The sequence below is a fragment of the Actinoplanes octamycinicus genome, from assembly GCF_014205225.1.
GTDB lineage: Bacteria > Actinomycetota > Actinomycetes > Mycobacteriales > Micromonosporaceae > Actinoplanes > Actinoplanes octamycinicus.
On record NZ_JACHNB010000001.1, the window covers coordinates 4,744,889 to 4,768,955 of the forward strand.

At 71.9% G+C, this 24,067-nt stretch carries 21 protein-coding genes; 10 read left to right on the plus strand and 11 right to left on the minus strand.

The genetic code is table 11. The features are described 5' to 3' along the window. Positions 1-41 precede the first annotated feature (41 nt). On the minus strand, positions 42-2,414 hold the full coding sequence (locus BJY16_RS20725) for a glycoside hydrolase family 3 N-terminal domain-containing protein (RefSeq protein WP_239178032.1): 2,373 nt from the start codon (positions 2,412-2,414) through the stop codon (positions 42-44). 270 nt (positions 2,415-2,684) lie between these two features. Between BJY16_RS20725 and BJY16_RS20730 the strand changes: the two genes are divergently transcribed. The 3 genes from BJY16_RS20730 to BJY16_RS20740 all read left to right on the plus strand — a co-directional run bounded on the left by BJY16_RS20730 (position 2,685) and on the right by BJY16_RS20740 (position 5,834). Next, positions 2,685-4,010 carry an extracellular solute-binding protein gene (locus BJY16_RS20730; protein WP_239178031.1) on the plus strand — a complete coding sequence of 442 codons (1,326 nt, stop codon included), beginning with the start codon at positions 2,685-2,687 and terminating at the stop codon, positions 4,008-4,010. Positions 4,011-4,084: 74 nt separating this feature from the next. Then, positions 4,085-4,933, plus strand: a complete 849-nt coding sequence (locus BJY16_RS20735; protein WP_239178030.1) for a carbohydrate ABC transporter permease — start codon at positions 4,085-4,087, stop codon at positions 4,931-4,933. Between the two features lies 1 nt (position 4,934). Then, a complete protein-coding gene (locus tag BJY16_RS20740; RefSeq protein WP_185041246.1) occupies positions 4,935-5,834 on the plus strand; it encodes a carbohydrate ABC transporter permease in 900 nt (299 codons plus the stop codon). Here the strand turns inward: BJY16_RS20740 and BJY16_RS20745 are convergent. Continuing rightward, entirely contained in the window at positions 5,799-6,758 is a 960-nt protein-coding gene (locus BJY16_RS20745) for a LacI family DNA-binding transcriptional regulator (RefSeq protein WP_311775318.1), read from the minus strand. The two genes, BJY16_RS20740 and BJY16_RS20745, sit on opposite strands and share 36 nt — an antisense overlap. Between BJY16_RS20745 and BJY16_RS20750 the strand changes: the two genes are divergently transcribed. After that, a complete protein-coding gene (locus BJY16_RS20750) occupies positions 6,751-7,164 on the plus strand; it encodes an LLM class flavin-dependent oxidoreductase (protein WP_311775319.1) in 414 nt (137 codons plus the stop codon). The two genes, BJY16_RS20745 and BJY16_RS20750, sit on opposite strands and share 8 nt — an antisense overlap. Before the next feature lie 21 nt (positions 7,165-7,185). Here BJY16_RS20750 and BJY16_RS20755 read toward each other — a convergent pair whose 3' ends face one another. Further along, complete coding sequence (locus BJY16_RS20755; RefSeq protein ID WP_185041247.1) at positions 7,186-7,560, minus strand: DUF427 domain-containing protein; 375 nt, start codon at positions 7,558-7,560, stop codon at positions 7,186-7,188. 214 nt (positions 7,561-7,774) lie between these two features. On the opposite strand from BJY16_RS20755, the gene BJY16_RS20760 reads away from it, so the two are divergent. Continuing rightward, positions 7,775-8,236, plus strand: coding sequence for an aminoacyl-tRNA deacylase (locus tag BJY16_RS20760; protein WP_185041248.1), 462 nt, complete (start codon positions 7,775-7,777; stop codon positions 8,234-8,236). A 322-nt stretch (positions 8,237-8,558) separates the two neighbouring features. On the opposite strand, the gene BJY16_RS20765 is transcribed toward BJY16_RS20760, so the two are convergent. Further along, positions 8,559-9,422, minus strand: a complete 864-nt coding sequence (locus tag BJY16_RS20765; protein WP_185041249.1) for an SDR family oxidoreductase — start codon at positions 9,420-9,422, stop codon at positions 8,559-8,561. A gap of 93 nt (positions 9,423-9,515) precedes the next feature. On the opposite strand from BJY16_RS20765, the gene BJY16_RS20770 reads away from it, so the two are divergent. The 4 genes from BJY16_RS20770 (at position 9,516) to BJY16_RS20785 (ending at position 13,131) form a co-directional block, all read left to right on the plus strand. After that, the gene (locus BJY16_RS20770; RefSeq protein ID WP_185041250.1) at positions 9,516-9,908 is read left to right on the plus strand and encodes a winged helix-turn-helix transcriptional regulator; all 393 of its coding nucleotides are present in this window, start codon (positions 9,516-9,518) and stop codon (positions 9,906-9,908) included. 9 nt (positions 9,909-9,917) lie between these two features. Then, a complete protein-coding gene (locus BJY16_RS48475; RefSeq protein WP_185041251.1) occupies positions 9,918-10,262 on the plus strand; it encodes a UBP-type zinc finger domain-containing protein in 345 nt (114 codons plus the stop codon). A 176-nt stretch (positions 10,263-10,438) separates the two neighbouring features. Continuing rightward, entirely contained in the window at positions 10,439-11,998 is a 1,560-nt protein-coding gene (locus BJY16_RS20780; RefSeq protein ID WP_185041252.1) for a methyl-accepting chemotaxis protein, read from the plus strand. Positions 11,999-12,090: 92 nt separating this feature from the next. After that, entirely contained in the window at positions 12,091-13,131 is a 1,041-nt protein-coding gene (locus BJY16_RS20785; RefSeq protein ID WP_185041253.1) for a GGDEF domain-containing protein, read from the plus strand. A gap of 126 nt (positions 13,132-13,257) precedes the next feature. Here the strand turns inward: BJY16_RS20785 and BJY16_RS20790 are convergent, their stop codons facing one another. The 4 genes from BJY16_RS20790 to BJY16_RS20805 are packed head-to-tail and all read right to left on the minus strand — an operon-like array spanning position 13,258 to position 18,755. After that, a complete protein-coding gene (locus BJY16_RS20790; protein WP_185041254.1) occupies positions 13,258-14,340 on the minus strand; it encodes a CaiB/BaiF CoA transferase family protein in 1,083 nt (360 codons plus the stop codon). After that, on the minus strand, positions 14,337-16,322 hold the full coding sequence (locus BJY16_RS20795) for a 3-hydroxyacyl-CoA dehydrogenase NAD-binding domain-containing protein (RefSeq protein WP_221502878.1): 1,986 nt from the start codon (positions 16,320-16,322) through the stop codon (positions 14,337-14,339). The genes BJY16_RS20790 and BJY16_RS20795 overlap by 4 nt, the downstream gene beginning before the upstream one ends. Positions 16,323-16,363: 41 nt before the next feature. Continuing rightward, positions 16,364-17,593, minus strand: a complete 1,230-nt coding sequence (locus BJY16_RS20800) for an acetyl-CoA C-acetyltransferase (RefSeq protein ID WP_185041256.1) — start codon at positions 17,591-17,593, stop codon at positions 16,364-16,366. After that, positions 17,583-18,755: an acyl-CoA dehydrogenase family protein gene (locus BJY16_RS20805; RefSeq protein WP_185041257.1), complete on the minus strand. Its 1,173-nt coding sequence runs from the start codon at positions 18,753-18,755 to the stop codon at positions 17,583-17,585. The genes BJY16_RS20800 and BJY16_RS20805 overlap by 11 nt, the downstream gene beginning before the upstream one ends. Before the next feature lie 346 nt (positions 18,756-19,101). On the opposite strand from BJY16_RS20805, the gene BJY16_RS20810 reads away from it, so the two are divergent. After that, on the plus strand, positions 19,102-19,698 hold the full coding sequence (locus BJY16_RS20810; protein WP_239177869.1) for a TetR/AcrR family transcriptional regulator: 597 nt from the start codon (positions 19,102-19,104) through the stop codon (positions 19,696-19,698). 517 nt (positions 19,699-20,215) lie between these two features. Here the strand turns inward: BJY16_RS20810 and BJY16_RS20815 are convergent. From BJY16_RS20815 to BJY16_RS47280, 3 genes are all read right to left on the minus strand, one after another. Beyond that, on the minus strand, positions 20,216-21,700 hold the full coding sequence (locus BJY16_RS20815) for an AF_0692 family protein (protein WP_185041258.1): 1,485 nt from the start codon (positions 21,698-21,700) through the stop codon (positions 20,216-20,218). Positions 21,701-21,799: 99 nt separating this feature from the next. Next, positions 21,800-22,465, minus strand: coding sequence for a response regulator (locus BJY16_RS20820; RefSeq protein WP_185041259.1), 666 nt, complete (start codon positions 22,463-22,465; stop codon positions 21,800-21,802). 61 nt (positions 22,466-22,526) lie between these two features. Next, complete coding sequence (locus BJY16_RS47280; RefSeq protein WP_239177868.1) at positions 22,527-23,801, minus strand: sensor histidine kinase; 1,275 nt, start codon at positions 23,799-23,801, stop codon at positions 22,527-22,529. Positions 23,802-24,067: the final 266 nt, after the last annotated feature.

A 24,067-nucleotide genomic window follows, 5' to 3' on the forward strand; every position in this document is an offset into this window, starting at 1 on the left:
CAGCCTAGTGTCAGCTCGCCGGAGCGGACGGTAACCAGCGGTTACGACTCGATCGGCCGGACCTCCACCGGGGTGACCAGCCGGCGGTCGGCGCCGGCCGGGCGGACCGGGCCGGTCAGCGTGACGGTCGCCTGGCAGGACAGGTCGCCGGCCGAGGTGCCGACGAGCACCCGCAAGTCACCGGGCTCCACCACGCGCTGGAGGTCGCGGCCGGCGAACGCGGTGCGGTCGGTGTGCACGTGGAAGGTGACCTCGGCGCCCGCCCCGGCGGCCAGCTCGACGCGCTGGAAACCGGACAGCTGGCGGACCGGACGGGTGACCTGGGCGACCGGGTCGGACAGGTAGAGCTGGACCACCTCGGCGCCGTCCCGCCCGCCGGTGTTGCGGACCCGCACGGTGACGCTGAACTCGCCGTCGGTCGGCACGGTGTCCGCGCTGACCTTCAGCTCGTCGACCGCGAAGGTGGTGTACGAGCTGCCGTAGCCGAACGGGTAGAGCGGCGTCGGGTCGAGGTTGCTCACCCCGCTGTGCGTGGCGCCCAGGATCGGCTGCAGGTAGGTGCCCGGCTGCCCGCCCGGGGTCCGCGGGATCTGCACCGGCAGCTTGCCGGTCGGCTGGATCCGGCCGCTGAGCACGCCGGCGATCGCCTGCCCGCCGGCCTGGCCGGGCATGAACGCCTGGACCAGGCCGGCCACCCGGCCGGCCAGGTCGCCCAGCGCGTACGGCCGGCCGGAGACCACCACCACGACCAGCGGCGTGCCGGTGGCCAGCAGCGCCTCCAGCAGCTCCGCCTGCACGCCGGGCAGCCGCAGGTCGTCGGCGTCACAGCCCTCGCCCGAGGTGCCCTTGCCGAACAAGCCGGCCAGGTCGCCGACGAAGGCCACCGCCAGTTCGGCGCCGCGGGCCGCCTCGACCGCCTCGGCGAAACCGCTGCGGTCGTCGCCGGTCACCTCGCAGCCGCGGGCGTAGCCGATCTCGCCGTCCGGGAACTCGGCGCGCAGGCCGTCCAGCGCGGTCGGGATGTCCAGGCCCAGGCCGAGCTGCGGGTACCGGGGGAGCACGTGGTTCGGGAAGGCGTAGCAGCCGAGGAAGGTGCGGGCGTCGTCGGCGCACGGGCCGATCGCGGCGATCCGGCGCGGCCCGGCGACCGGCAGCGCGCTGCCCGCGTCGAGCAGCACGACCGAGCGCTCGGCCAGCTCGGCGGCGAGCGCCCGGTTGCCCGGCCCGTTCAGGTCGGTGACCGGCGCGGCCAGCACCGACTCCTCCGGGGTCCAGCCCGGGTCGAGCAGGCCCAGCTGGGCCTTCTGGGTGAGCAGGCGGCGGGCGGCGCGGTCGACCAGCTCCTCCGGCACCTCGCCGCGGCGGACCTTGGCGACCAGCTCGGCGCCGTACCCGATGGTGTCCGGCAGCTCGACGTCGATCCCGGCGGCCAGCGCCTGCGCGCCGGCGTCGGCGTTGCCGGTGGCGACGCCGTGCATGGTGGCCAGGAATGGGATCGCCCAGTAGTCGGAGACCACGGTGCCGGTGAAACCCCACTCGTCCCGGAGCACCTCGGTGAGCAACCACCGGTCGGCGCCGGCCGGCACCCCGTCGACGTCGGAATAGGAATTCATGACCGAGCCCGCGCCGCCGATCTGCACGGCAGTCTCGAACGGGGGCAGGATCAGGTCGATCAGCTCGCGCCGGCCCATCGGCACCGGGCCGTGGTTGCGGGCGCCACGGGAGGCGGAGTAGCCGGCGAAATGCTTGAGCGTGGCGATCACCCCGGAGCTCTGCAGGCCCCGGACATAGGCGGAGCCGACCATCGCGACCAGATAGGGGTCCTCGCCGATGGTCTCCTCGACCCGGCCCCACCGGTAGTCGCGGACCACGTCGAGCACCGGGGACAGGCCCTGGTGCACGCCGAGCGCGGCCATGTCCCGGCCGATCGCCGCGGACATCCGCTCGATCAGCTCCGGGTCGAAGGTGGCGCCCCAGGCGAGCGCGGCCGGGTAGACGGTGGCGCCGAACGCGGTGAACCCGGTCAGGCACTCCTCGTGCACGATCGCGGGGATGCCGAGCCGGGCGGCCATCACCACGCGCTGCTGGCGGATCAGCTCGGCGGCGCCCTCGGCGGGGGAGAGCGGGATGCTGCCGTACACCCGGGTCAGGTGGCCGAGGCCGTGCTCGGCCGCGTCCGTCAGCGACACCGAGCCGCCGGCCGCGAAGACGTCCTGCATCGGGGCGACGTTGTGCTGCTCCTCTGGGTCGTAGCCGTCCTCCTGCGCGGTGTCGCCCATGTCGTTGCCGACCCAGCGGCTACCCAGCTGCGCGACCTTCTCCTCGAGGGTCATCTCGGCGAGCAGCGCCTCGACGCGGTCGGCGACGGGGAGCGCCGGGTCGCGCCACGGCTGGGTCACCTGTTCTGTGGTCAACGTTTCCTCCGAAGGGTTCCCGAAAGTTTCGGGTGCCGTGACAAGCACGGCGGCGTAACGAATGTGCCTGCCGAGGGTGCCTACTCTGGCGCTCAGGGCACGGTTCGGGCAAGGGCCTTGACACTCGTCACAGCGAAACCCTACGTTAACGAAACCTCGCGTTAATTTGCGGCTGTCACTCGAAAGTTCCGGAACTAAGTGACCGCCGTCGCCATCGCTTTATCACCCCTCCGCGGCTCGCCGCGGCTTGCTTCGACTACGGAGAACAGCGTGAAGCGCAGGAACTTTCTGAGTCTCACCGCGGGTGCTGCCGCGGCCACCGGTCTCGCCGCGTGCGGCAGCTCCGGCCCGTCCGACACCAGCAGCGGCAGCGGCTCCGGCGGCGCCGACGCCGCCAGCTACTGGTTCCTCAGCGGCCCGCCCGGAGAGCCGATCCGGCAGGGCGCGGTGGACCGCTTCAACAAGACCGGCAACGGCACCATCAAGGTCACCACGTTCCAGAACGACACCTACAAGGACAAGCTGAAGACCGCGCTCGGCGCGGGCCAGGCCCCGAGCATCATCTGGGGCTGGGGCGGCGGCGGCCTGAAGAGCTACGTCGAGGCCGGCCAGGTCGACGACCTGACCGATTGGTTCGCGCAGAACTCCGCGGTCAAGGACCGGCTGTTCAAGGCGTCCTTCGGCCCGGCCACCATCGACGGCAAGATCTACGCGATGCCGGCCGAGACCGTGCAGCCGATCGTCATGCTGTACAACAAGGAGGCCTTCGAGAAGGCCGGCGTGTCGGCCCCGCCGCAGACCTGGGCCGAGCTGATGGAGCAGGTCCCGAAGTTCAACGCCAAGGGCATCGCGCCGTTCTCGCTGGCCGGCCAGTCGCGCTGGACCAACATGATGTGGCTCGAGCTCCTCTTCGACCGGATCGGCGGCCCCGAGGTCTTCGGCAACGCCTACAACGGCCAGAAGGACGCCTGGAGCAACCCGGCCGCGATCGACGCGCTCACCAAGGTCCAGGACCTGGTCAAGGCGAACGGCTTCATCAAGGGCTTCGCGTCGGTCACCGCCGACTCCAACGCCGACCAGGCGCTGCTCTACCGCGGCAAGGCGGCCATGGAGCTGCACGGCTCCTGGTCGTACGGCATCATCAAGGCCGAGGGTGGCTCGTTCATCAAGGACGGCAAGCTGGGCTACGCCAGCTTCCCGGCGGTCGACGGTGGCAAGGGCGACCCGACCAACGCCTACGGCAACGCCGGTCAGTACCTCTCGATCTACTCGAAGGCGTCGGACAAGCAGAAGGAGACCGCGAAGGCGTTCTTCAAGACCATGCTCGACGACGCCGAGCAGCAGGGCTGGATCGAGTCCGGCGGTGTCCCGATCGTCCAGGGCTCGAACGCGAAGCTGGCGAACTCCCCGGACAAGGACTTCCTCAACTTCATCTACGACGTGTCCAGCAAGGCGAACAACTTCGGTCAGTCCTGGGACCAGGCGCTGAGCCCGACGGCCGCGGAGACGCTGCTGGAGAACATCGCCAAGCTGTTCCAGCTGAAGGTCACTCCGCAGGAGTTCGCCACCAACATGAACGCGGTTATCGGCAAATGACGATCGCACCGCCTGTAGTGCGGACCGCTCCCTCCACCGCCGCGCGCGGTGGGGGGAGCGGTTCCGTCTCCTGGATGGCCTGGCCGGCCCTGATCGCCTTCACGATCTTCGGTGTCATCCCGCTCTTCGGCGTGCTCTACCTGAGCTTCTCGTCGTGGAACGGGCTCAGCGAGACCATCCCGATGAGCGGGCTGGAGAGCTGGAAGTCGGTGCTGTCCGACCCCGGCCTGCCGCACGCCCTCTGGGTGACCTTCCTGATCATGGCGCTCTCCTGGCTCGCGCAGACGCCGATCTCGATCCTGCTCGGGGTCTTCATCGCCAAGCATGCGCGGTACCGCAGCGTGCTCGCGGTGCTCTTCTTCGTCCCGCTGCTGCTCAGCCAGGTGGCCATCTCGATCACCTACAAGATGCTGCTGGACCCGAACTTCGGTCTCGGCGCCGGTCTCGGCCTGGAGTTCCTGCAGCAGGACTGGCTGGGCGACAGCACGCTCGCGGTCGGCGTGGTCATCTTCGTGGTGTCCTGGCAGTGGATCCCGTTCCACTCGCTGATCTACCAGGGCGGCGTCCGGCAGATCCCGGCCTCGATGTACGAGGCGGCCGAGATCGACGGCGCCGGCCGCGTCCGCAAGTTCTTCAGCATCACGCTGCCGCAGCTGAAGTACACGATCATCACATCGTCGACGCTGATGGTGGTCGGCTCACTGACCTTCTTCGACCTGATCTGGGTGCTCACCGCCGGTGGTCCCGGCGACGCCACCCGGGCGCTCGCGGTCGACATGTACCAGCGCGGCTTCAAGGCCACCCTGATGGGCCCGGCCAGCGTCATCGCCGTCATCCTGGTGCTGCTCGGCCTGGGCCTGGCCCTGCTGCTGCGCCGCCTCGGTGGCCGGGATGCGACCGAGAGCCAGCTGGAAGGAGCCTGAGATGACGACGACCCTCGACCATCGGAAGTCCGGCAAGGCGGCCCACGTGGCGCCACCGCCCACCAGCCGGCGGCCCAAGTTGCTGCAGTACAACTGGTTCGGTGGCCTGGCCGGCTGGCTCTGGCTCGGCGTGGTGATCATCCCGATCTACTGGATCGTGATCACCAGCTTCAAGCTGCAGGCCGACTACTACTCCACCAACCCGCTGGTCCCGCCGGCCAACCCGTCGCTGGAGAACTACCGGTTCGTGCTGGAGCACGACTTCGTCCGGTACTTCTTCAACAGCGTGATCGTCACGGTCGGCGCGGTGGCCCCGGCCATCGTGGCGTCGTTCATGGCGGCCTACGCGATCGTCCGGGGCAGCTCGGTGAGCCGGTTCCTGCGGACGGTCAACGGGGTGTTCCTGATGGGTCTCGCCATCCCGCTGCAGGCGGTGATCATCCCGGTCTACCTGATCATCATCAAGCTCCAGATGTACGACACGCTGGGCGCGATCATCCTGCCGTCGATCGCGTTCGCGATCCCGCTCTCGGTGCTGGTGCTCTCGAACTTCATCCGGGACATCCCGAAGGAGCTGTTCGAGTCCATGCGCATCGACGGCGCCACCGAGTGGGGCACGCTCTGGCGGCTGGCGCTGCCGCTGACCCGCCCGGCGCTGGTGACCGTCACGATCTACCAGGGTCTGCAGGTGTGGAACGGCTTCCTCCTGCCGCTGATCCTGACCCAGAACCCGGACAAGCGCGTCCTGCCGCTGGCGCTCACCGCGTTCCAGGGCCAGTACAACATCAACATCCCGGCGGTGCTGGCTTCCGTCGTGCTGACCACGCTGCCGATCCTGGTCCTCTACGTGGTCGGCCGCCGTCAGCTACTCAGTGGTCTGACCGCGGGTTTCGGCAAGTGACTTCGTGCTCTCCCGCACGATCAGCTTGGTGACCAGCTCCACCCGGGGGGTCTCGATGGTCTCGCCGCGCGACAGTCGCAGGACTGTCCGCGCGGCGAGCGCCCCCATCTCCGCCAGCGGCTGACGGATCGTGGTCAGCGGCGGCGAGGACCAGCAGGCGTCCGGCAGGTCGTCGAAACCGATCACGCTCAGGTCGTCCGGCACGCGCAGGCCGCGGCGGCGGGCCGCCTCGTAGACGCCGAGCGCCATCTGGTCGCTGGAGGCGAAGATCGCGGTCGGCCGGTCCGGCCGGTCCAGCAGCCGCCCACCGGCCTGGTAGCCCGACTCGTTGCGGAAGTCGCCCTGCTCCATCAGGCCCGGGTCGACCGGCACGCCGGCCGCCTCCATCGCCGCCCGGAAACCGTCCAGACGGGCGCGGCTGCACAGCAGATCCTTCGGCCCGGCGATGAACCCGATCCGCCGGTGACCGAGGCTGATCAGGTGATCGGTGGCCGTGCGGCCGCCCGACCAGTTGGTCGCGCCGATGGTCGGCACGTCGGTCGCGGCGCCACCGGCCGGATCGATGATCACCACTGGGACGCGCAGCCGGTGCAGCTCGGTGTGCACCGGCTCGGCCACGTCGGAGGTCACGAAGACCACGCCGTCGGAGGCGCGGGCCCGCAGATTCTGCAGCCACTGGCGGGTGGCGGTGGTCCGCCGGTGCACCTGGGAGACCACGGTGCCGACCCCGGCCGCGTGGGTCACGTCCTCCACGCCGCGCACCAGTTCCAGCGCCCACGGGCTGTCCAGGTCGTTGAAGACCAGGTCGATCAGCCGAGCCCGGCCGGAGTGCCGAGAGTTGCGGGGCCGGTAGTCGTGCTCGCGGAGCAGCCGCTCGATCAGCTCACGGGTCTGCGGGGAGACGTCGGAGCGTCCGTTGAGCACCCGGGAGACGGTCGGCACCGAGACGCCCGCGGCGTCAGCGATGGCCGCGATGGTGGTGCTCGGCGCCGACGAGGCCCAGCGGGCCCGGGCCGAGCGGGCGGTGCGCGGGCAGATCGCCTTCTACGCGTCCACCCCGTCCTACCGCCCGGTGCTCGACGTGCACGGCTGGGGTGACCTGGCCGACCGGCTCAACGTCCTGTCCCGGCGCCAGGACTGGGCGGCGATGGCCGCCGAGATCACCGACGACGTGCTGGACGCCTTCGCGGTGGCCGGCGACCCGGCGACGGTCGCGGCCGGGCTCACCGCCCGGTTCGGCACGACGATCGACCGGATCTCGCTCTACACGCCGTACGACGCGGACCGCTACCAGCTGGCAGCGGTCCGCAGCGCCCTGCGCGCCGGCTGACTCCCCGGCGTCCCTTTCTCCTCAGCCGATCGTGATCGCGTCCACCCGGTCCGGGTAGAACGCGACGTGCTCCTTGATCTCGGCAACCGCGTCGTACGGCGCCTGGTACTCCCAGATCGCGTCCACGGACCGGTCGCCGCCGACCGTGATCGAGTAGTAGCTGGCCTCGCCCTTGTACGGACAGTAGGTCCGCGTCCCGGTGCGCTCCAGCAGCGACCGGTCGACGTCGGCGAGCGGCACGTACTGCACCGCCGGGTACGTCGCCTCGCGCAGGCTCAACGCCCTCGTGGTGTCCGCCACCACCTGGCCGGCGACGGTCACCACCACCCGCTCGCCGGTCGGCGTGACGGTGATCGGATGGTCCGGTCCGGGCTCTTTCCTTGGCCGGTCTGTCATCGGGTTCCCTTCCTGCCTTGGACCGTTTCCAAACTACTAGCGCCTGTTTCGGAGGCCGGCCGAGTGCGAGGCGAGGTCAGGAGGGTGGCTGGCAACGGCCCCGGATCGCCCGCATACCGGGGTTGTATGGGGGCGATCCGGGGACGCTGCCAGGCGCGCTCCTGGCCACGCCGCAGCCCCGGTCGGCCTCCGAAACAGGCGCTAGGGTGATCGGGTGACCAGCGCCGCCATCGCAGCCGTGACCGAGTCCGGGATCAGCCACGAGATCGTCCGGCACGGCCCGGTCAGCAGCGTCGCCGAGGCCGCCGCCAGCCAGGGCGTCGAGCTGCGCGACCTGGTGAAAACGCTGGTGGTCCGCCGCGGCCCGGACGACTACCTGTTCGTCCTGGTCCCCGGCGACCGCTCGATCTCCTGGCCGAAACTGCGTGCCCTGCTCGGCGTCAACCGGCTGTCGATGCCGGACGCCGGCACCGCCAAGGCGGCGACCGGCTACGAACGCGGCACCATCACCCCGTTCGGCGCGACGACGGCCTGGCCGGTGATCGCCGACGAGCGCACCGCGGGCCGCACGATCAGCCTGGGCGCGGGGGAGCGGGGTGTCGCCCTCCGGGTCCCCGCCGACGCGGCGGTGGCCGCGCTGAACGGCACCTTCGCCGACGTCACCGAGCCTGCCTGACCAGTCGTTTCGCGCCGGTCCGCGCGGCGGCGGGTTGTCCACAGCGGACTTCTGTCCACAGGCGGCCCGGCGACTCGCCGCGCTCTCGCCCACACTGATCAGCGGGGGTCCCCCTGGGAGGGCGGGCACTGAGCGGGTGGGCGTTGAGCGGCCAGCGTTGAGCGGACCGGCGTTGAGCAGGCCGCGTTGAGCGAGCGCTGAGCGGACCGGCGTTGAGCGTGCGAGCGTTGAGCGGGGCGGGCGTTGAGCGAGCGCTGAACAGCCAGCCACCGAGCCGGCAAGCACCGAACCCCCGCCCGCCGGCCCCCACCCACCCCGAGGATCAGCCCTTCAGCGCGTCCGCCACCGCCACGGCGAGCGGCGTCGTCGGCCGCCCGATCAGGTCCCGCAGGTCGCTGCCCGGGTTGTCCAGCGCCCCGTGCTCCCGCACGTGCACGTCGGTGTCGGCCAGCACCGCCGCGAACCCTTCCGGCACCCCCGCCCCGCTGAGGATCTCGACGAGCTTCTCGGCCGGCACGTCGGTGTAGCCGATCTCCACCCCGGCCTGCCGGCTCACCTCGGCGGCCAGCTCGGCCATCGTGAACGGCGAGTCCCCGCCCAGCTCGTACACCGTCTTGGGGTTCCCGGTGGTGAGCACCGCGGCCGCCGCCTCGGCGTAGTCGGCCCGGGTAGCGCCGGCGATCCGCCCGTCACCGGCGCTGCCCAGGTAGGCGCCGGTCGCCCGTACCGTCGGGATCTGCGCGGTGTAGTTCTCGATGTACCAGCCGTTGCGCAGGAACGAGTAAGCCAGCCCGGACGCGGCGAGCGCCTCCTCGGTCGCCTTGTGGTCGGCGGCCAGCACGATCGGCGTGGTGTCGGCGCGCAGCACGCTGGTGTAGGCCACGAAGCCGACCCCGGCCGCCTTGGCCGCCTGGATCGCGGCGACGTGCTGCGCGACCCGGTTGCCGACCGCGTTGGTGGAGACCAGCAGGACCCGGTCGACGCCGGTGAAGGCGGCGGTCAGGGTTTCCGGCCGGTCGAAGTCGGCCTCGCGCACCTGCACGCCGCGGGCGAGCAGCCCGGCCGCCTTCTCCGGGGTGCGCACCGCGGCGACGATCGAGCCGGGCTCGACGCCCCGGCGGAGCAGCGCGTCGATGGCGAGACGGCCGAGGTGCCCGGTGGCGCCGGTGACAGCGATGGTGGTCATGGCGAACTCCTACGAGATTCGGTGGGAAGTGCTGCGTTGAAGAATGCACTAACTTTTCGAAAGTGCCAACTGCAGGAGGGTACGATGTGATCCATGACTGATCCCGCCGACGACCTGATCCCCAGCGTCTTCGCTCGGGACTGCGCCTCCCGGCACGTGATGGCCGACGTCACCGGCAAGTGGGGCGGTCTCGCCCTGGCCGCGCTGCACGACGGCAGCTACCGGTTCAACGCGCTGCGCCGCCGGGTCGACGGCGTCAGCGAGAAGATGCTGGCCCAGACCCTGCAGGCGCTGGAGCGCGACGGCCTGGTGGTGCGCGAGGTGCAGGCCACCATCCCGCCGCGGGTGGAGTACAGCTTGACCCCGCTCGGCATCCGGGTGGCCGGCAAGCTGAAGGAGCTGATCGAGCTGCTCGAGGGTGAGATCGGTCAGGTCCGGGCCGCGCAGGCCGCCTACGATCGCGATCACGCCGCCGGGGTGCGATAGGTTTCACCCGTGAGCGCCTCGATTCAGCCCGATGTCCCGCCGTCCGGCACCGGTTGTGTGGAGTGCCTGGAGGCCGGCGGCTGGTGGGTCCACCTGCGACGGTGTGCGCAGTGCGGGCACATCGGCTGCTGTGACACCTCCCCGTCGCAGCACGCCACCGCCCATTTCCGCGCGTCCGGCCACCCGGTGATCCAGTCCTTCGAGCCGGGCGAGGACTGGTTCTGGGATTACCAGAGCGAGCAGGTGCTGGACGGTCCCGAGCTGGCCGCCCCGACCAGCCGCCCGGCGGAGCAGCCGACGCCGGGCCCGGCCGGCGCGGTCCCCGCCGACTGGCGCTTCAAGATCAACAGATAGGACCCGCTTTTCCGGTACGAGCATCCGCGCTCGCCCGTCCCCGAGGGGGGCAAACATCGGACATCTGGGGCGGCAACCGGAAAGTAACCCGGTAACCGCCCGAAGGCCCCGCGTCTCTCTCAGTTGACGAAGGTCACCGCCGAATTGGTGGTCAGTCAGCTAACCGTGGGGGGAAGATGCTCGGCCTGGAAAACATCGGCACAGCCAAGCGGCTGGGTATCATCGTCGCCACCGGCGCCGTCGCGCTCGGCGGTATGGGCGCGATCGCTCTGATCGGTCAGGAGCGGGTGGCCGAGCAGGGCCTGCGCACCAGTGAGTTGCAGTGTGGCCTGGCGGCTCTCAACCACCTGAACAACCGGCAGAGCGAGTTGAAGGTCGACGCCTTCCGGTCAGCACTGGGTGACGACGTCAACGGGGATGCCAAGGACGACGTGCAGTCGTCGGTCGACGCGTCCCAGGCGGTGCACGACTGCAACTTGCCGACGGCGGTCATCGAGCAGTTCGCCAGTTACAGCGGCGACTTCGAGGCCTTCAACACCTTCATCACGAAGTTCGTCGCCGAGGGCGTCGCGGACCCGAAGTCGGTGCGCGGCCGGACCGGCGAGATCTCCGAGATGAACAACAAGACCGACGACGAGCTGGACGAGATCACCGAGGCGGTGACCGCCCGGGTCGAAGCCCAGCAGGCGCTGACCGCCCGGACGGTCGAGCAGACCCGCTGGATCGCCATTGTCGTGGTGATCGTCGGCCTCGTCCTGCTGATCGGCATGGCGGTCCCGATGGTCCGCTCCATCCTGGGGCCGATCCGCCGGATCGGTGAGGTCATCGACGCGCTGGACAAGGGCGACCTGACCGTGCGCAGCGGCATCACCAGCCGCGACGAGCTGGGCACCATGGCGCAGAGCCTGGACCGCACCCTGGACAAGCTGCGCGAGTCGATGGTCACCATCGCCAAGGACTCGGACGCCCTGGCCACCGCGTCCACCGAGCTGGCCGCCGTGTCCGGCGAGATCGCCTCCGCGGTCGACAACACCGACCGGCAGAGCAGCTCGGCCGCCACCGAGGCGGACGAGATCTCCCGCAACGTGCAGAGCGTCGCGGCCGGGTCCGAGGAGATGGGTCTGTCGATCCGGGAGATCTCCCGCAACGCGGCGGACGCCGCGCAGGTCGCCTCGATCGCGGTCTCCGAGGCCGCGATGGCCACCGAGACCATCCGCAAGCTCGGCGAGTCGTCCGCCGAGATCGGCAACGTGATCAAGCTGATCACCAGCATCGCCGAGCAGACCAACCTGCTCGCCCTGAACGCCACCATCGAGGCGGCCCGGGCCGGCGACGCCGGCAAGGGTTTCGCGGTGGTCGCCAGCGAGGTCAAGGACCTGGCCCAGGAGACCGCCCGGGCCACCGAGGACATCGGCGCCCGGGTCACCGCGATCCAGCAGGACACCAGCGGCGCGGTCGAGGTGATCAACCGGATCTCCGAGGTGATCGCGCAGATCAACGACTTCCAGACCACGATCGCCTCGGCGGTGGAGGAGCAGACCGCCACCACCGGCGAGATGAGCCGCAGCATCGGTGAGGTGGCGGCCGGTTCCAGCCGGATCGCCGCGAACATCAACGACGTCTCGTCGGCCAGCCAGGCCACGGTCAGCGGCGTCAACCAGACCCGCGAGGCGAGCGAGGAGGTCTCCCGGACCGCCGAGGAGCTGCGCGCGCTGGTCGCCGGATTCCGGTTCTGAGGTCGTACCGAAAAAGATCTGTGAAAGGGCCGGTCGCCGAGCGCGACCGGCCCTTCTCTCATGTCCGGGCCCGGCCTGCCGATGAAGGTTCCATGCGTGTGGCGTCGGATGGGTCCCTCCTGACACGTCGCCGGACGGTCGAGGCCTCCGCCCTGGTCAGCCGGGGACTCGGCTGGCTCGCCACGGTCGGCTACCTGGTGCAGGTCACCGCGGCCGGTCCGGTGCCGGCGCCGCTGGAACACAGCCTGTACGTCGGGATCGTCGCGATGGCGATCGCCAACCTGCTCGCTCTCGCCGGCTGGCGCCGGCCCGGTGGACGCTGGTACAGCGTGTACAGCGCCGGTCAGGTCGCGCTGGACAGCGTGGTGGTCGCCGGCCTGGTCGCCTTCTCCGAGGGCTACACCGGTCAGGTGACCTGGCCGATCATGGCGGTTCCGGTGGTGGTCGCCGCGATCCGGCACCGGCTCGGTGGCGCGCTGCTGGTCTGGGCCTTCACCTCGGCGTGGTTCGGCCTGGTCGTGGGCTTCGGCTCCGGCTCGGCGCAGCCCCGGGACGCGATCTTCGCCACCCTGATCAACCTGCTGGTCGCGCTGGTCACCGGCACCCAGTCGACCGCGTTCGCGCGCCAGCTGGCCACCCTGAACCAGGTCCGCCGGGAACTGCAGCACCAGGCTACCCACGACTCGCTGACCGGCCTGCCGAACCGGGCCCAGCTCGCCGAGCGTGCCGCCCGCTCCGATGGCGACGGGCTCGCCGTGCTGCTCCTCGACCTGAACGGGTTCAAGCAGGTCAACGACACCTACGGGCACGCGGCCGGCGACGAGCTGCTGCATCAGGTCGCGCTGCGGCTGAGCGCCGTCATCGGCTCCGGCGACCTGGTCGGCCGGCTCGGCGGTGACGAGTTCCTGGTGCTGCTGCCGGACGCCGGCCCGGAGCGGGCGGCGCAGGTCGCGGACCGGATCCGTGAGCTGATCCGCCGGCCGGTCCGGATCGGTGACGGCCGCGAGGTGACCGTGGGGGTCAGCGTCGGCCAGGCGGTCCGCCCGGTGGGCGGGACGGCCGGCCTCGACACGCTGACCGCCGAGGCGGACGCCGCGATGTACCGCGAGAAACACACCCGGCGAGCGGCATGATTCACCATCTGATGATCCGCGACATCGGCGCGACCAATCGTCCGCGCGCGCGTTGATCCCACGTCGCGCCACGAACGCCGCCCAGCCGGGTCGGTCCGGCAAACGGTCCGGCTGGGCGGCCCCCGCTCAGGACCAGGTGGCCAGGACGTCCGCCACGGTCGCGGTCCGGCTCGGTTGCGGCACGTCTGCCGGGGTACGCCCGAAGCGGGGCGCCGGCGCCGGTTGCATCTGCCCGCCCACCTCGACGAACGCCGCCCGGGCCCGGTTGTGCGGATGCCCGGGCGCCTCGGCCGGGCTGAGCACCGGGCTCACGCAGGCGTCCAGCCCGTCGAAGACCTCGGCCCACTCGTCCCGCCCCCGGCTGAGGAACCGCTCGGTGAAGATCCGCCGCAGCTCCGGCCAGGCCCGCCGGTCGAACTGGGCCGGCAGGTCCGGGTCGTCGTCCAGCCCGAGCCCCTTGAGCAGCGCCGCGTAGAACTGCGGTTCGAGCGCGCCGACCGCGACGTAACCACCGTCGGCGGTCCGGTACGTGTCGTAGAACGGCGCCCCGCCGTCGAGCAGGTTCTCGCCCCGCCCGCCGGGCCACTGCCCGGCCCCGATCATCCCGTGCAGGAACGTGGTGAGCAGCGCCGACCCGTCGACCATCGCGGCGTCGACCACCTGGCCACGGCCGGACCGCTCGCGTTCCACCAGCGCGGCCAGGACGCCGACGGCGAGCAGCATGCCGCCGCCGGCGAAGTCGGCGAGCAGGTTGATCGGCGCGTGCGGCGGCTGACCGGCCCGGCCGAGCGGCTCCAGGGCGCCGGCGACCGCCAGGTAGTCGATGTCGTGCCCGGCCGCCGCGGCCAGCGGGCCGTCCTGACCCCAGCCGGTCATCCGGCCGTAGACCAGCCGCGGGTTCAGCTCCGCGCACCGCTCCGGGCCGAACCCGAGGCGCTCGGCGACCCCCGGGCGATAGCCCTCGACCAGCACGTCCGCCTTCGCGACCAGCCGGAGCAGGTCGGCCCGGCCGGCGTCACTCTTGAGGTCGAGGGTGACCGTGCGGCGGCCGCGCTGCAGCGGACCGGCCTGCGGAACGAGCGGTCCGGTCCCGCCGGGCCGGTCCACCAGCACCACGTCCGCGCCCAGGTCGGCGAGGACCATGCAGCCGAACGGGCCGGGCGCCAGCCCGGCCAGCTCGACGACCCGGATCCCGGCGAGAGCGGTCATGCCGGGGCGAACCTTTCCCCGTAGCGCGCCGCCAGCTCGGTGGCCCGGCCCTTGAAGTCGGGGTGCTGCTCCACGTAGCGGAGCACCCCGCCGGTCCAGGCCGGGAACCCGATCCCGAGGATCGAGCCGATGTTGCCGTCCGCGTCGGTGCGCAGCACACCCTCGGCCCGGCAGCGCAACGCGTCCAGCGCCTCGCTGAACAGCAGCCGCTCCTGCAGGTCGGCGAACGGGACCGCACGGCCCTCGTCGGTGGCCAGCTCCGCCAGACCCGCCCAGAGCCGGCCACGGCGGCCGTTCTCGTACGCGTAGAAACCGCGACCGGACGACCTGCCCGGCCGGTCGTGGGTCTCCAGCATCGCGGCGACCAGCGCGTGCGCCTTGTCGTAGCCGGCGTTCACGCCGGCCGCCAGGTACGCCTTGTGGATCTTCGCCATCAGCGTCAGGGTGACCTCGTCGGCCAGCGCGAGCGGCCCGGTCGGGTAGCCGGCCTGCAGCGCGGCCTGCTCCACCGACGCGGCCGGCACGCCCTCGGCGACCATGGTGACCGCCTCGTTGATGAACTGGCCGATCACCCGGCTGGTGAAGAAGCCCCGGCCGTCGTTGACCACGATCGGCGTCTTGCCGATCGTGCGGCCCAGGTCGAAGGCGCGGGCGATCGCCGCGTCGCCGGTCTGCTCGCCGACCACGATCTCCAGCAGCGGCATCTTGCCGACCGGGGAGAAGAAGTGCATGCCGATGAAGTCGGCCGGCCGGCTGACCCCCTGGGCCAGGCCGGTGATCGGCAGTGTGGAGGTGTTCGAGGCGAGCAGCGCGCCGGGCGCCAGCACCGGCTCCACCTCGGCGAAGACCTGATGCTTGAGCTTCGGGTCCTCGAAGACCGCCTCGATCACCACGTCGCAGCCGCGCAGGTCCTCGACGTCGGCGGTCGGCTTGATCCGGGCCAGCACCGCCGGATCGCCCTCCTGCGTGGCGCGCGCCGCGGCCTCCGGGGTGACGTCCTTGACCACGACCTCCAGGCCGGCCCGGGCGCACGCGTACGCGATCCCGGCGCCCATCATCCCGGCGCCCAGCACCGCGACCCTGGTGGCGGCCGGCACCTCGACCGCGGGCCGGGCCGCGCCGCCGTTAACCGCCTTCATGTCGAAGAAGAACGCGCCGATCATGTTCTTCGCGATCCGCCCGGTGAGCAGCGTGATCAGCTTCCGGCTCTCGATCTGGAACGCGGTCTCGATGTCGACCTGGGCGCCCTCGACCGCGGTCTCCAGGATCGCCTCCGGAGCCGGCATCCGGTTGCCCTTGAGCTGCTTGCGCAGGGTGGCCGGGAAGGCGGGCAGCTGCACGGCGAGCTTCGGGGTGGACGGCGAGCCGCCGGGGATCTTGTAGCCGGGCCGGTCCCACGGCTGGGCCGCGTCCGGGTTGGCGGCGATCCACGCCTTCGCGTGCGTGATCAGCTCCTCCGGGGAGCCGACCACCTCGTCGATCATCCCGGCCTCCAGGGCGGCGGCCGGCTTCAGCCGCTTGCCGGTGAGCAGCCAGGTCATCAGCGCCGGGGCGATGCCGAGCATCCGGACCGTCCGGACCACCCCGCCCGCGCCGGGCAGCAGGCCCAGCGTCACCTCGGGGAAGCCGAGCCGGGTGCCCGGGGCGTCCAGCGCGATCCGGTGGTGGCAGGCGAGCGCGATCTCGAAGCCGCCGCCGAGCGCGGCGCCGTTGATCGCGGCGACCACCGGGCGGCCGTACGTCTCCAGCCGCCGCAGGTCCCGCTTGATCGTGCCGAGCAGCTCGAACAGCGCGGGCGCGTCCTCCGGCCGGGCCTGGCTCATCATCGGCAGGTCGCCGCCGGCGAAGAAGGTGTTCTTCGCGCTGGTCACGATGACGCCGGTGACCTGCTCCTTCTCCGCCTCCAGCCGGTCCACGGCGGCGGTCATCGCGGCCACATAGGCGGCATTCATCGTGTTGGCCGATTGGTCCGGGTCATTCATCGTCAGCGTGACGATGCCGGCGTCGTCCTTCTCGTACGAGATCACTTGGCGAACTCCGTAACGCGCTCGATGACGGTCGCGACGCCCATGCCGCCGCCGATGCAGAGGGTGACCACGGCCCGGTGCAGGTCGCGCCGCTCCAATTCGTCGACCACGGTGCCGACCAGCATCGCGCCGGTCGCGCCCAGGGGGTGGCCGAGGGCGATCGCGCCGCCGTTGACGTTCACCTTCTCCGGGTCGAGGTCCAGGTCCCGGATGTACTTCAGCACCACCGCGGCGAAGGCCTCGTTGATCTCGAAGAGGTCGATGTCCCTCGTGGTGAGGCCGGCGATCGACAGGGCCTTCTCGGTCGCGGGCGTCGGCCCGGTCAGCATCAGGGTGGGGTCGGCGCCGCTCACGGCCGCCCCGGCGATCCGCGCGCGGGGGGTGAGCCCGAGATCTCGGCCGGTCTGCTCCGAGCCGATCGCGACCAGCGCCGCCCCGTCCACGATCCCGGACGAGTTGCCCGCGTGGTGGACGTGCTCGATCGCCTCCAGCCAGTGGTACTTCTGCAGCGCCACCGCGTCGAACCCGGCCTGCTCGCCGATCCCGGCGAAGGACGGGCGCAGCTTGCCCAGCCCGGCGCGGGTGGTGTCCGGCCGCGGGTGCTCGTCGACGGTCAGCACGTCCAGGCCGTTCGGGTCGCGGACCGGGACGATCGAGCGGCTGAACGCGCCGCCGGCGATCGCCTTGGCGGCCCGCTCCTGGGACTGGATCGCGTAGCCGTCCACGTCGTCGCGGGTGAAGCCCTCCAGGGTGGCGATCAGGTCGGCACTGATCCCCTGCGGGACGAAGCTGGTGGCCAGCGCGGTCTCCGGGTCGAGGAACCAGGCGCCGCCGTCCGAGCCCATCGGGTTGCGCGACATCGACTCGACGCCGCCGGCCAGAATCAGGTGCTCCCAGCCGGACCGGATCCGGGACGCCGCCTGGTTGACCGCCTCCAGGCCGGACGCGCAGAACCGGTTGAGCTGCACCCCGCCGGTGGTGTCCGGCAGGCCGGCCAGCAGCGCGGCCGCCCGGGCCAGGTCGCCGCCCTGCTCGCCGATCGGGGTGACGATGCCCAGCACCACGTCCTCGATCCGCTTCGGGTCGAGACCGGGATTCCTTGTCCGTACGGCGTCGATCAGGCCGGTCACCAGGGTGATCGGCTTCGTCCCGTGCAGGGAGCCGTTGTCCTTGCCGCGCCCTCGGGGCGTGCGGACCGCGTCGTAGATGTAGGCCTCAGAGGGCACGGGCGATCAGCTCCTTCATGATCTCGTTGGTGCCGCCGTAGATCTTCTGGACCCGGGCGTCGGCGTACATCCGGGCGATCGGGTACTCGGTGGTGTAGCCGTACCCGCCGAAGATCTGCAGGCAGCGGTCGACGACCTCGCACTGGCCCTCGGTCAGGTAGAGCTTGGCCATCGCGGCGGTCGCCACGTCCAGTTCACCCCGATGATGCCGGGCGATGCAGTCGTCCAGGAAAACTCGTGACGCGCGCGTGCGGGTGGCGCACTCGGCGAGCACCATGCGGGTGTTCTGGTGACCGACCAGCGGCTTCCCGAAAGCCTTTCGCTCCTTCGCGTACGCGGTGGCCAGCTCGACCGCGCGCTGCATGGCGGCCACCGCGCCCACCCCGATCACCAGCCGTTCCTGCGGCAGCTGCTGCATCAGCTGGTAGAAGCCGGTGTTCTCGGCCTCCGCCCCGCCCAGGATGTTGCCGGCCGGCACCCGGAACTCGTCGAAGAACAGCTCCGCGGTGTCGTTCGCGTGCAGCCCGATCTTCTCCAAGTTGCGCCCGCGCCGGAAGCCCGGCGCGTCGTCGTCCAGCTCGCAGATCAGCAGCGAGATGCCGTGCGCCTTGGCGGACTGATCGGTCTTCACCGCCAGGACCAATAAGTCCGCCAAATACCCGTTGGTGATGAAGGTCTTGGAACCGCTCACCAGGAAGTCCTCGCCGGTCCGGACCGCACGGGTCCGGATCGCCTGGACGTCGGAGCCGCCGTCCGGCTCGGTCATCGCGATCGCGCCGATCATCTCGCCGCTGCACAGCCGGGGCAGCCAACGCTGCTTCTGCTCCTCGGTCCCGTAGGCGGCGAGGTAGCCGGTGACGATCCCGCTGTGCACGGCCAGGCCGAGGCTGCCCTCGCCGGCCTGGGCCTGCTCGTGCAGCAGCACCGCCTCGTGGGTGAAGTCACCGCCCCCGCCGCCGTACTCCTCCGGCACCGACAGGCCGAGCAGGCCCAGCTCGCCGGCTCGCAGGTAGTGCTCGCGGTCGGGGTGGCCCTGCTGCTCGAGGCGGGCGGCGTGCGGCACCACCTCCTTGAGGAAGAAGGTCCGGGCCATCTCGGCCAGGTCGTCGTGTTCCGGCTTGCGCCACGGCTCGGCGTAGCCCTCCAGTCCAGGCGTCGGCATCGATACACCCTCGATCACTATTGACGCTGTGTCAACAAGGGTGTGATGAATTGGCGGCATCCATCTGACGAGACGATCGAAACATAGACGAAACGCCCATCTCGCCAGCCGATGAATCGACGTGCCGTAAGGTCACCGCTGTGCCATCACCAGCCAGCCCACCTATCGGGCCCGCTCAGCGCCCGCGGCCTCTCGCCACGGTCGCCCTCCGCCGGCCGCTGGTGCTCCTGTTACCACCGAGGCCACGGTGAACAGGGAGGATAGCGGCACGGTCGCGATCAGCGAAGCGGCCCCCGCGGCCCCTGCCACGTCTGCTGCCGCCGCGCCGGGAGCGGTGCGTGCGCCGGTGATCCGTCGGCGGCGGCTGGAGCCGGACGCCCGGCGCGAGCAGATCATGTCGGTCGCGGTGCGGCTGTTCGGCGAGCGCCCCTACGCGGAGGTCTCCACCACCGACGTGGCCCGCGGCGCCGGCGTGGCCCGCGGCCTGGTCAACCACTACTTCGGGACGAAGAAGGAGCTCTATCTGGAGGTGGTCCGCGTCATGCTGACCGTCCCCGAGGTGGCCCTGGAACGCCTGCCGACCGGCGGCCCCGCCGAGCGGGTGGACGCGATCGTCACCTGGTTCCTGGACGTGGTCTCCCGGCACAGCACGTCCTGGCTGGCCGCGATCACCGCCGGCGGCATGGCCGGTGACTCCGACGTCGACCAGGTCATCGCCGAAGCCATCGACGTAGCCGCCGACAGCGTCCTGGCCGCCGTAGGCGTGCCCGACCGCTCCGACGAGGCCCTCCGCGGCATGGCCCGCGCCTACGTCGGCATGTGCACCTACACCGCCCGGGAATGGCTCCAGCGCGACGCCCTCACCCGGGCCCAGGTCCACACCTTGCTCACCACCACCCTCCTCGCCATGGTCGAGAAGGTCTTCCCGCACCCCGCCGCCTGACCTCACCCCGCCCGCGCGACTTCTCCGCCTCTTCGGCGCCCTCGCCTTCGGCCTCCCCGGCCTTCCCGCCTGCTGGACCGATCCGCCTCCTCGGCGCCCTCGCCTCCCGCCTTTTCGCCTCCCGTCTCTCGGCTTGACCTCACCCCGCCCGCGCGACTTCTCCGCCTCTTCGGCGCCCTCGCCTTCGGCCTCCCCGGCCTTCCCGCCTGCTGGACCGATCCGCCTCCTCGGCGCCCTCGCCTCCCGCCTTTTCGCCTCCTCGGCGCCTCCGCCGACTCGCCCCTGCCTTCCTGGCTCGCTGTTCGTTGGCCAGGTCGCGGCCGGTCGTTTGGGCACGGTTTTCCACAGTGGAAGCTTGTCCACAGGCCAACCGCCCTGCCGAAGCGAATTCCGCCACACTGTCCGAGGCGGCTCCCCCTAGGGAGGGCGGGCCGAGGAAACGGGCCGGGAGAGTGGACCGGGCGAGCATGCCGAAAGGGCGGCCTGACCCGCGCTGATCCAGGGGGCCGGGGCGGGTTCAGCCCGCGACCGGAGCCGTGATCACCCCGGGACGGGCATCACCCGGCTCGAGGTGCAACCCATCGGCCCGGAGCCGCCGGGCGAGCCGCCGCCCGGAGAGCACCATCAGCACGGCCAGGGTGATCAGGAACAGGCGGTCCGGCCACGAGTCCGCATTGGCGATCGTGCCGAAGATCGTGTGGCCGACGGTGGCGCCGATCGCGGCGGCGAGCAGGTGGAGCCGGGTCCAGGACGGGTGGGCGGACCAGCGCCGCAGGGTCACCGTGGTGGCCGCGGCGAGCAGGGCGGCGGCCGCCATCGGCAGCAGGGACCAGGCGCCGTGGGTGAAGAACGGCTGGTCGGCGCCGGCGAAGGGGAAGATCAGCGCGAGGAAGCCGAGGGCCGCGGCGCCGGCCGCGAGCCCGGTCAGCTCGGGGGAGGGAAGAGCACGCGGCGGAGCCGCCGGAGGCAGGTGCTTCCCGCGTACGGCAAAAGCCGCCGCCGTGACCAGCAGCGCGACCGTGACGATCAGCGCGGCCGCAACCGGGGGCAGAATGTAACCGGGGTCCTCGGACGGCGGGATGCTGACCCGCAGCAGCAGCGCCCCGAGCACCGCCACCGCACCGGTGGTGATCAGCCCGCCGCGCCGCAGGTAGGGCCGCTCGCCGTGCCCGGCGAAGAGCAGCTCGACCACGATGATCGGGATGGTGACGCTGAAGACGGGGTGGTAGACCAGGTTCAGTTCGGCGTAGGCGGTGTTCAGCCCGAACAGCCGCGGAGCCCAGCCGGCCGCGTCGTAGAGGTGCGGGCTGGTCAGGCCCTGCAGCACCAACCCTTCCTCGACGAGGCCGTAGGTGACGCCGAGCAGCAGCAGGCTGGGCAAGCCGCCGCCGAACCGCCGGACCACCTCGCGAATCAGCAGCGCCCCGGCGCCGTAGAGCGGCACGAAGAACAGGAACGCCCAGGCCAGGCGGAGCGGCAGCAGACCCAGCGACAGTTCGGCGACCACCGGGGCGAGCAGCACCAGCGTCCACGCGCCCCGGCGGTTGCGCGGCCGGGGGTCGGCCGGGGCCGGCGCGTCGAAGGCGGACCGGACGGTCCGCAGGTTCGTGGTGACCGCCAGCGCCGCCAGCAGCAGCACCTGCACCGCCTCGACGACCCGCAGCCAAGCGGGGTATTCCGCGCTGACCAGCAGCCAGCCGAGTCCGCCCAGGCCGAGGACGGCGACGATCCGGACCCGGCGCAGCGCCTTCGCGGTGCCGGCCCGGAGCTGCCGGACGATCCGGAGGTAGAGCAGGGCGACCAGGAAGACGGTGACCGGCCGGGACCACAGGGTCCGGGCCAGTGCGTCCGGGTCGGCGTCCGGGTGGTGCTGCCGCTGGTAGGCCAGGACGGCGTCGTGGCCGGCCAGGGTGAGGACGGCGAAGAGCAGGCTGAGGGCGAGGTTCGCGAGGACCAGGGTGACTACGGCTCTGGTCGCCGCGGTGCGGGTCGTCGGGTTCATACCTGAGACGCTAGGAATTCCGGCGGCGCCGGACCTCCGGCCGAGGACGGGTCTTGCGTCTACGACTTGAGGATGAGGCGGGCTGTCCCCGGGGGCGGCTCAGGAGGAGGGCCGGGGGCGGACCACGCCGAGGTCGTAGGCCAGCACGACCGCCTGCACCCGGTCCCGGACGTCGAGTTTGCGCAGGATGGCGGAGACGTGCGTCTTCACGGTGGCCTCGGTGACGGTCATCCGGGTGGCGATCTCGGCGTTCGACGCGCCGCGGGCGAGCAGCTCCAGCACCTCGCGTTCCCGGCCGGTGAGCCGGTCCAGGCGGGTGTCCGCGCCGGGCGGGTTCAGGTCGGCGGCGACGAACCGGTCGAGCAGCCGCCGGGTCGCGGTCGGGGCCAGCAGCGCCTCGCCGCGCGCCACCACCCGGATCGCCTCGACCAGGTCGCCGGGGCGGACGTCCTTGAGCAGGAAGCCGCTGGCCCCAGCGCGCAGCGCGGCGTAGAGCGACTCGTCCAGGTCGTAGGTGGTCAGCATGATCACCCGCGGCGCGTCCGGGCCGGTGGTCAGCCGCGCGGTCGCGGCCAGCCCGTCCATCCCGGGCATCCGGACGTCCATCAGCACCACGTCCGGCCGGGTCTGCGCGGCCAGCCGGAGCGCCTGCTCGCCGTCCCCGGCCTCGCCGACCACTTCGAGGTCCTCGCGCGCCTCGATGATCATCCGGAAGCCGACCCGGACCAGCGCCTGGTCGTCGACGATCAGCACCCGCACGCTCATCCGGCCACCGGCCAGGGGAGAAGCGATCCGGCCACCGGCCAGGAGAGAGGCGCTCGCACGGTCATCCGGCCACCTGCCAGGGCAGCCGTGCCCGGACCAGGAAGCCGCCGCCCGGCGCCGGCCCGGCGGTCAGCTCCCCGCCGAGGACGGCGACGCGTTCGCGCATCCCGGTGAGCCCGTTCCCGGGCACGGCGCCGGGCCGGCCGTGTCCGTGGTCGCGCACTTCGAGGTCCAGCTCCGTGCCGGCGACCCGGATCAGCACCTCGGCCGTCGCCGCCCCGGAGTGCCGCAACGTGTTGGTCAGCGCCTCCTGCACGATCCGGTAGGCGGACAGCTGCACCCCGGCGGGCGGCTCGGCGTCGCCCTCGCGGCGCAGGGTGACGGTGAGCCCGGAGCCGTTCATCGTCACCACGAGCCTCTCCACATCGGCCAGTGTCGGCTGCGGCGGAGCGTCGTGCCGCCCGGCCGGGTCCGCCTCCCGGCCCTGTCCGCTGAGCAAGGCAGTCTGTCGCAAAAGGTCCGTGTCCGGGTCCCGGTCGCCGGGCGAGGCGATCCCCCTGGCGAGGTCCGCTTCCCGGTCGCGGTCGCCGGGTGGGGTGGTCCGTCCGGCGAGGTCCGCTTCCCGGTCGCGGTGGTCTGCCGGTTCGCCGTCCCGCACGGTACGCAGGAAGGTGCGCAACTCCGCCAGCGCGTCCCGCCCGGCTGCCTCGGTCCGCCGGATCGCCTCGCGGGCCTGCCCGGGATCGTGGTCGAAGATGTCGTCCGCGGCCGCCGCCTGCACCACCATCACCGACACCGTGTGGGACAGCACGTCGTGCAGCTCCCGGGCGATCCGGCCGCGCTCCTCCAGCACCGCCTGCCGCCGCTCCGCCTCCCGCCGGGCGCCGCGGGCCCGGCCGAGCGCACCCCAGCTCCAGGCGAGCAGCGAAGCGCCGAACCACAGCCCGGCCGGCACCCACCGCTGCTGCGCCACGGCCGGCCCGCACACCGCCAGCACGGTCCCGCCGAGCGCCCAGAGACTCTCGCCGGCCGGCCGCGCCCAGGCGTAGGTGCACAGCACCACGAAGACCAACCCCGGCCCGAGCGACGGCACCACCAGCTGCAACGCGGCCGCGGCCAGCAGCACCACCGCGGTCACCCGCCGCGGCGCCCGGTCCAGCCACCAGAGCGCGAGCACCTGTCCGGCCGCCAGCCCGACGGCCAGCACCCGCCCGGCGACCGGCGGCAGTGCGGCCGTGGTCGCCAGCCACAGCGCGGGGGAGACCAGCGCCGCCGCCAGCAGGAGCAGCGCCCGCCGCCACTTCGGCACCAGCCGTGCCTCGTAGCCGTCCCCCATGCCCGGAACCCTAGTCCCGCCACCGCTGCGCCCGCCGCCCCGCGAGCATCGAGGCGTGCCCGGCGAGGTCGAAGCACCTCTGGGCGCCAGCTGGCTCGGCCAGACCGGTCCGCTGAGCGCCAGCCAGCCCCGGACAGGCCGGTCCGCTGAGGGCCAGCAGCCAGGACCGGCCGGTCCGCTGGGTGCCTGGCCGACTCGGGCTGGCCGCTGGCTCCGAGCGGGCGGAGGGCCGGAGGCCTGAAGGTGGTGCGGTGGGCGTACCGAAA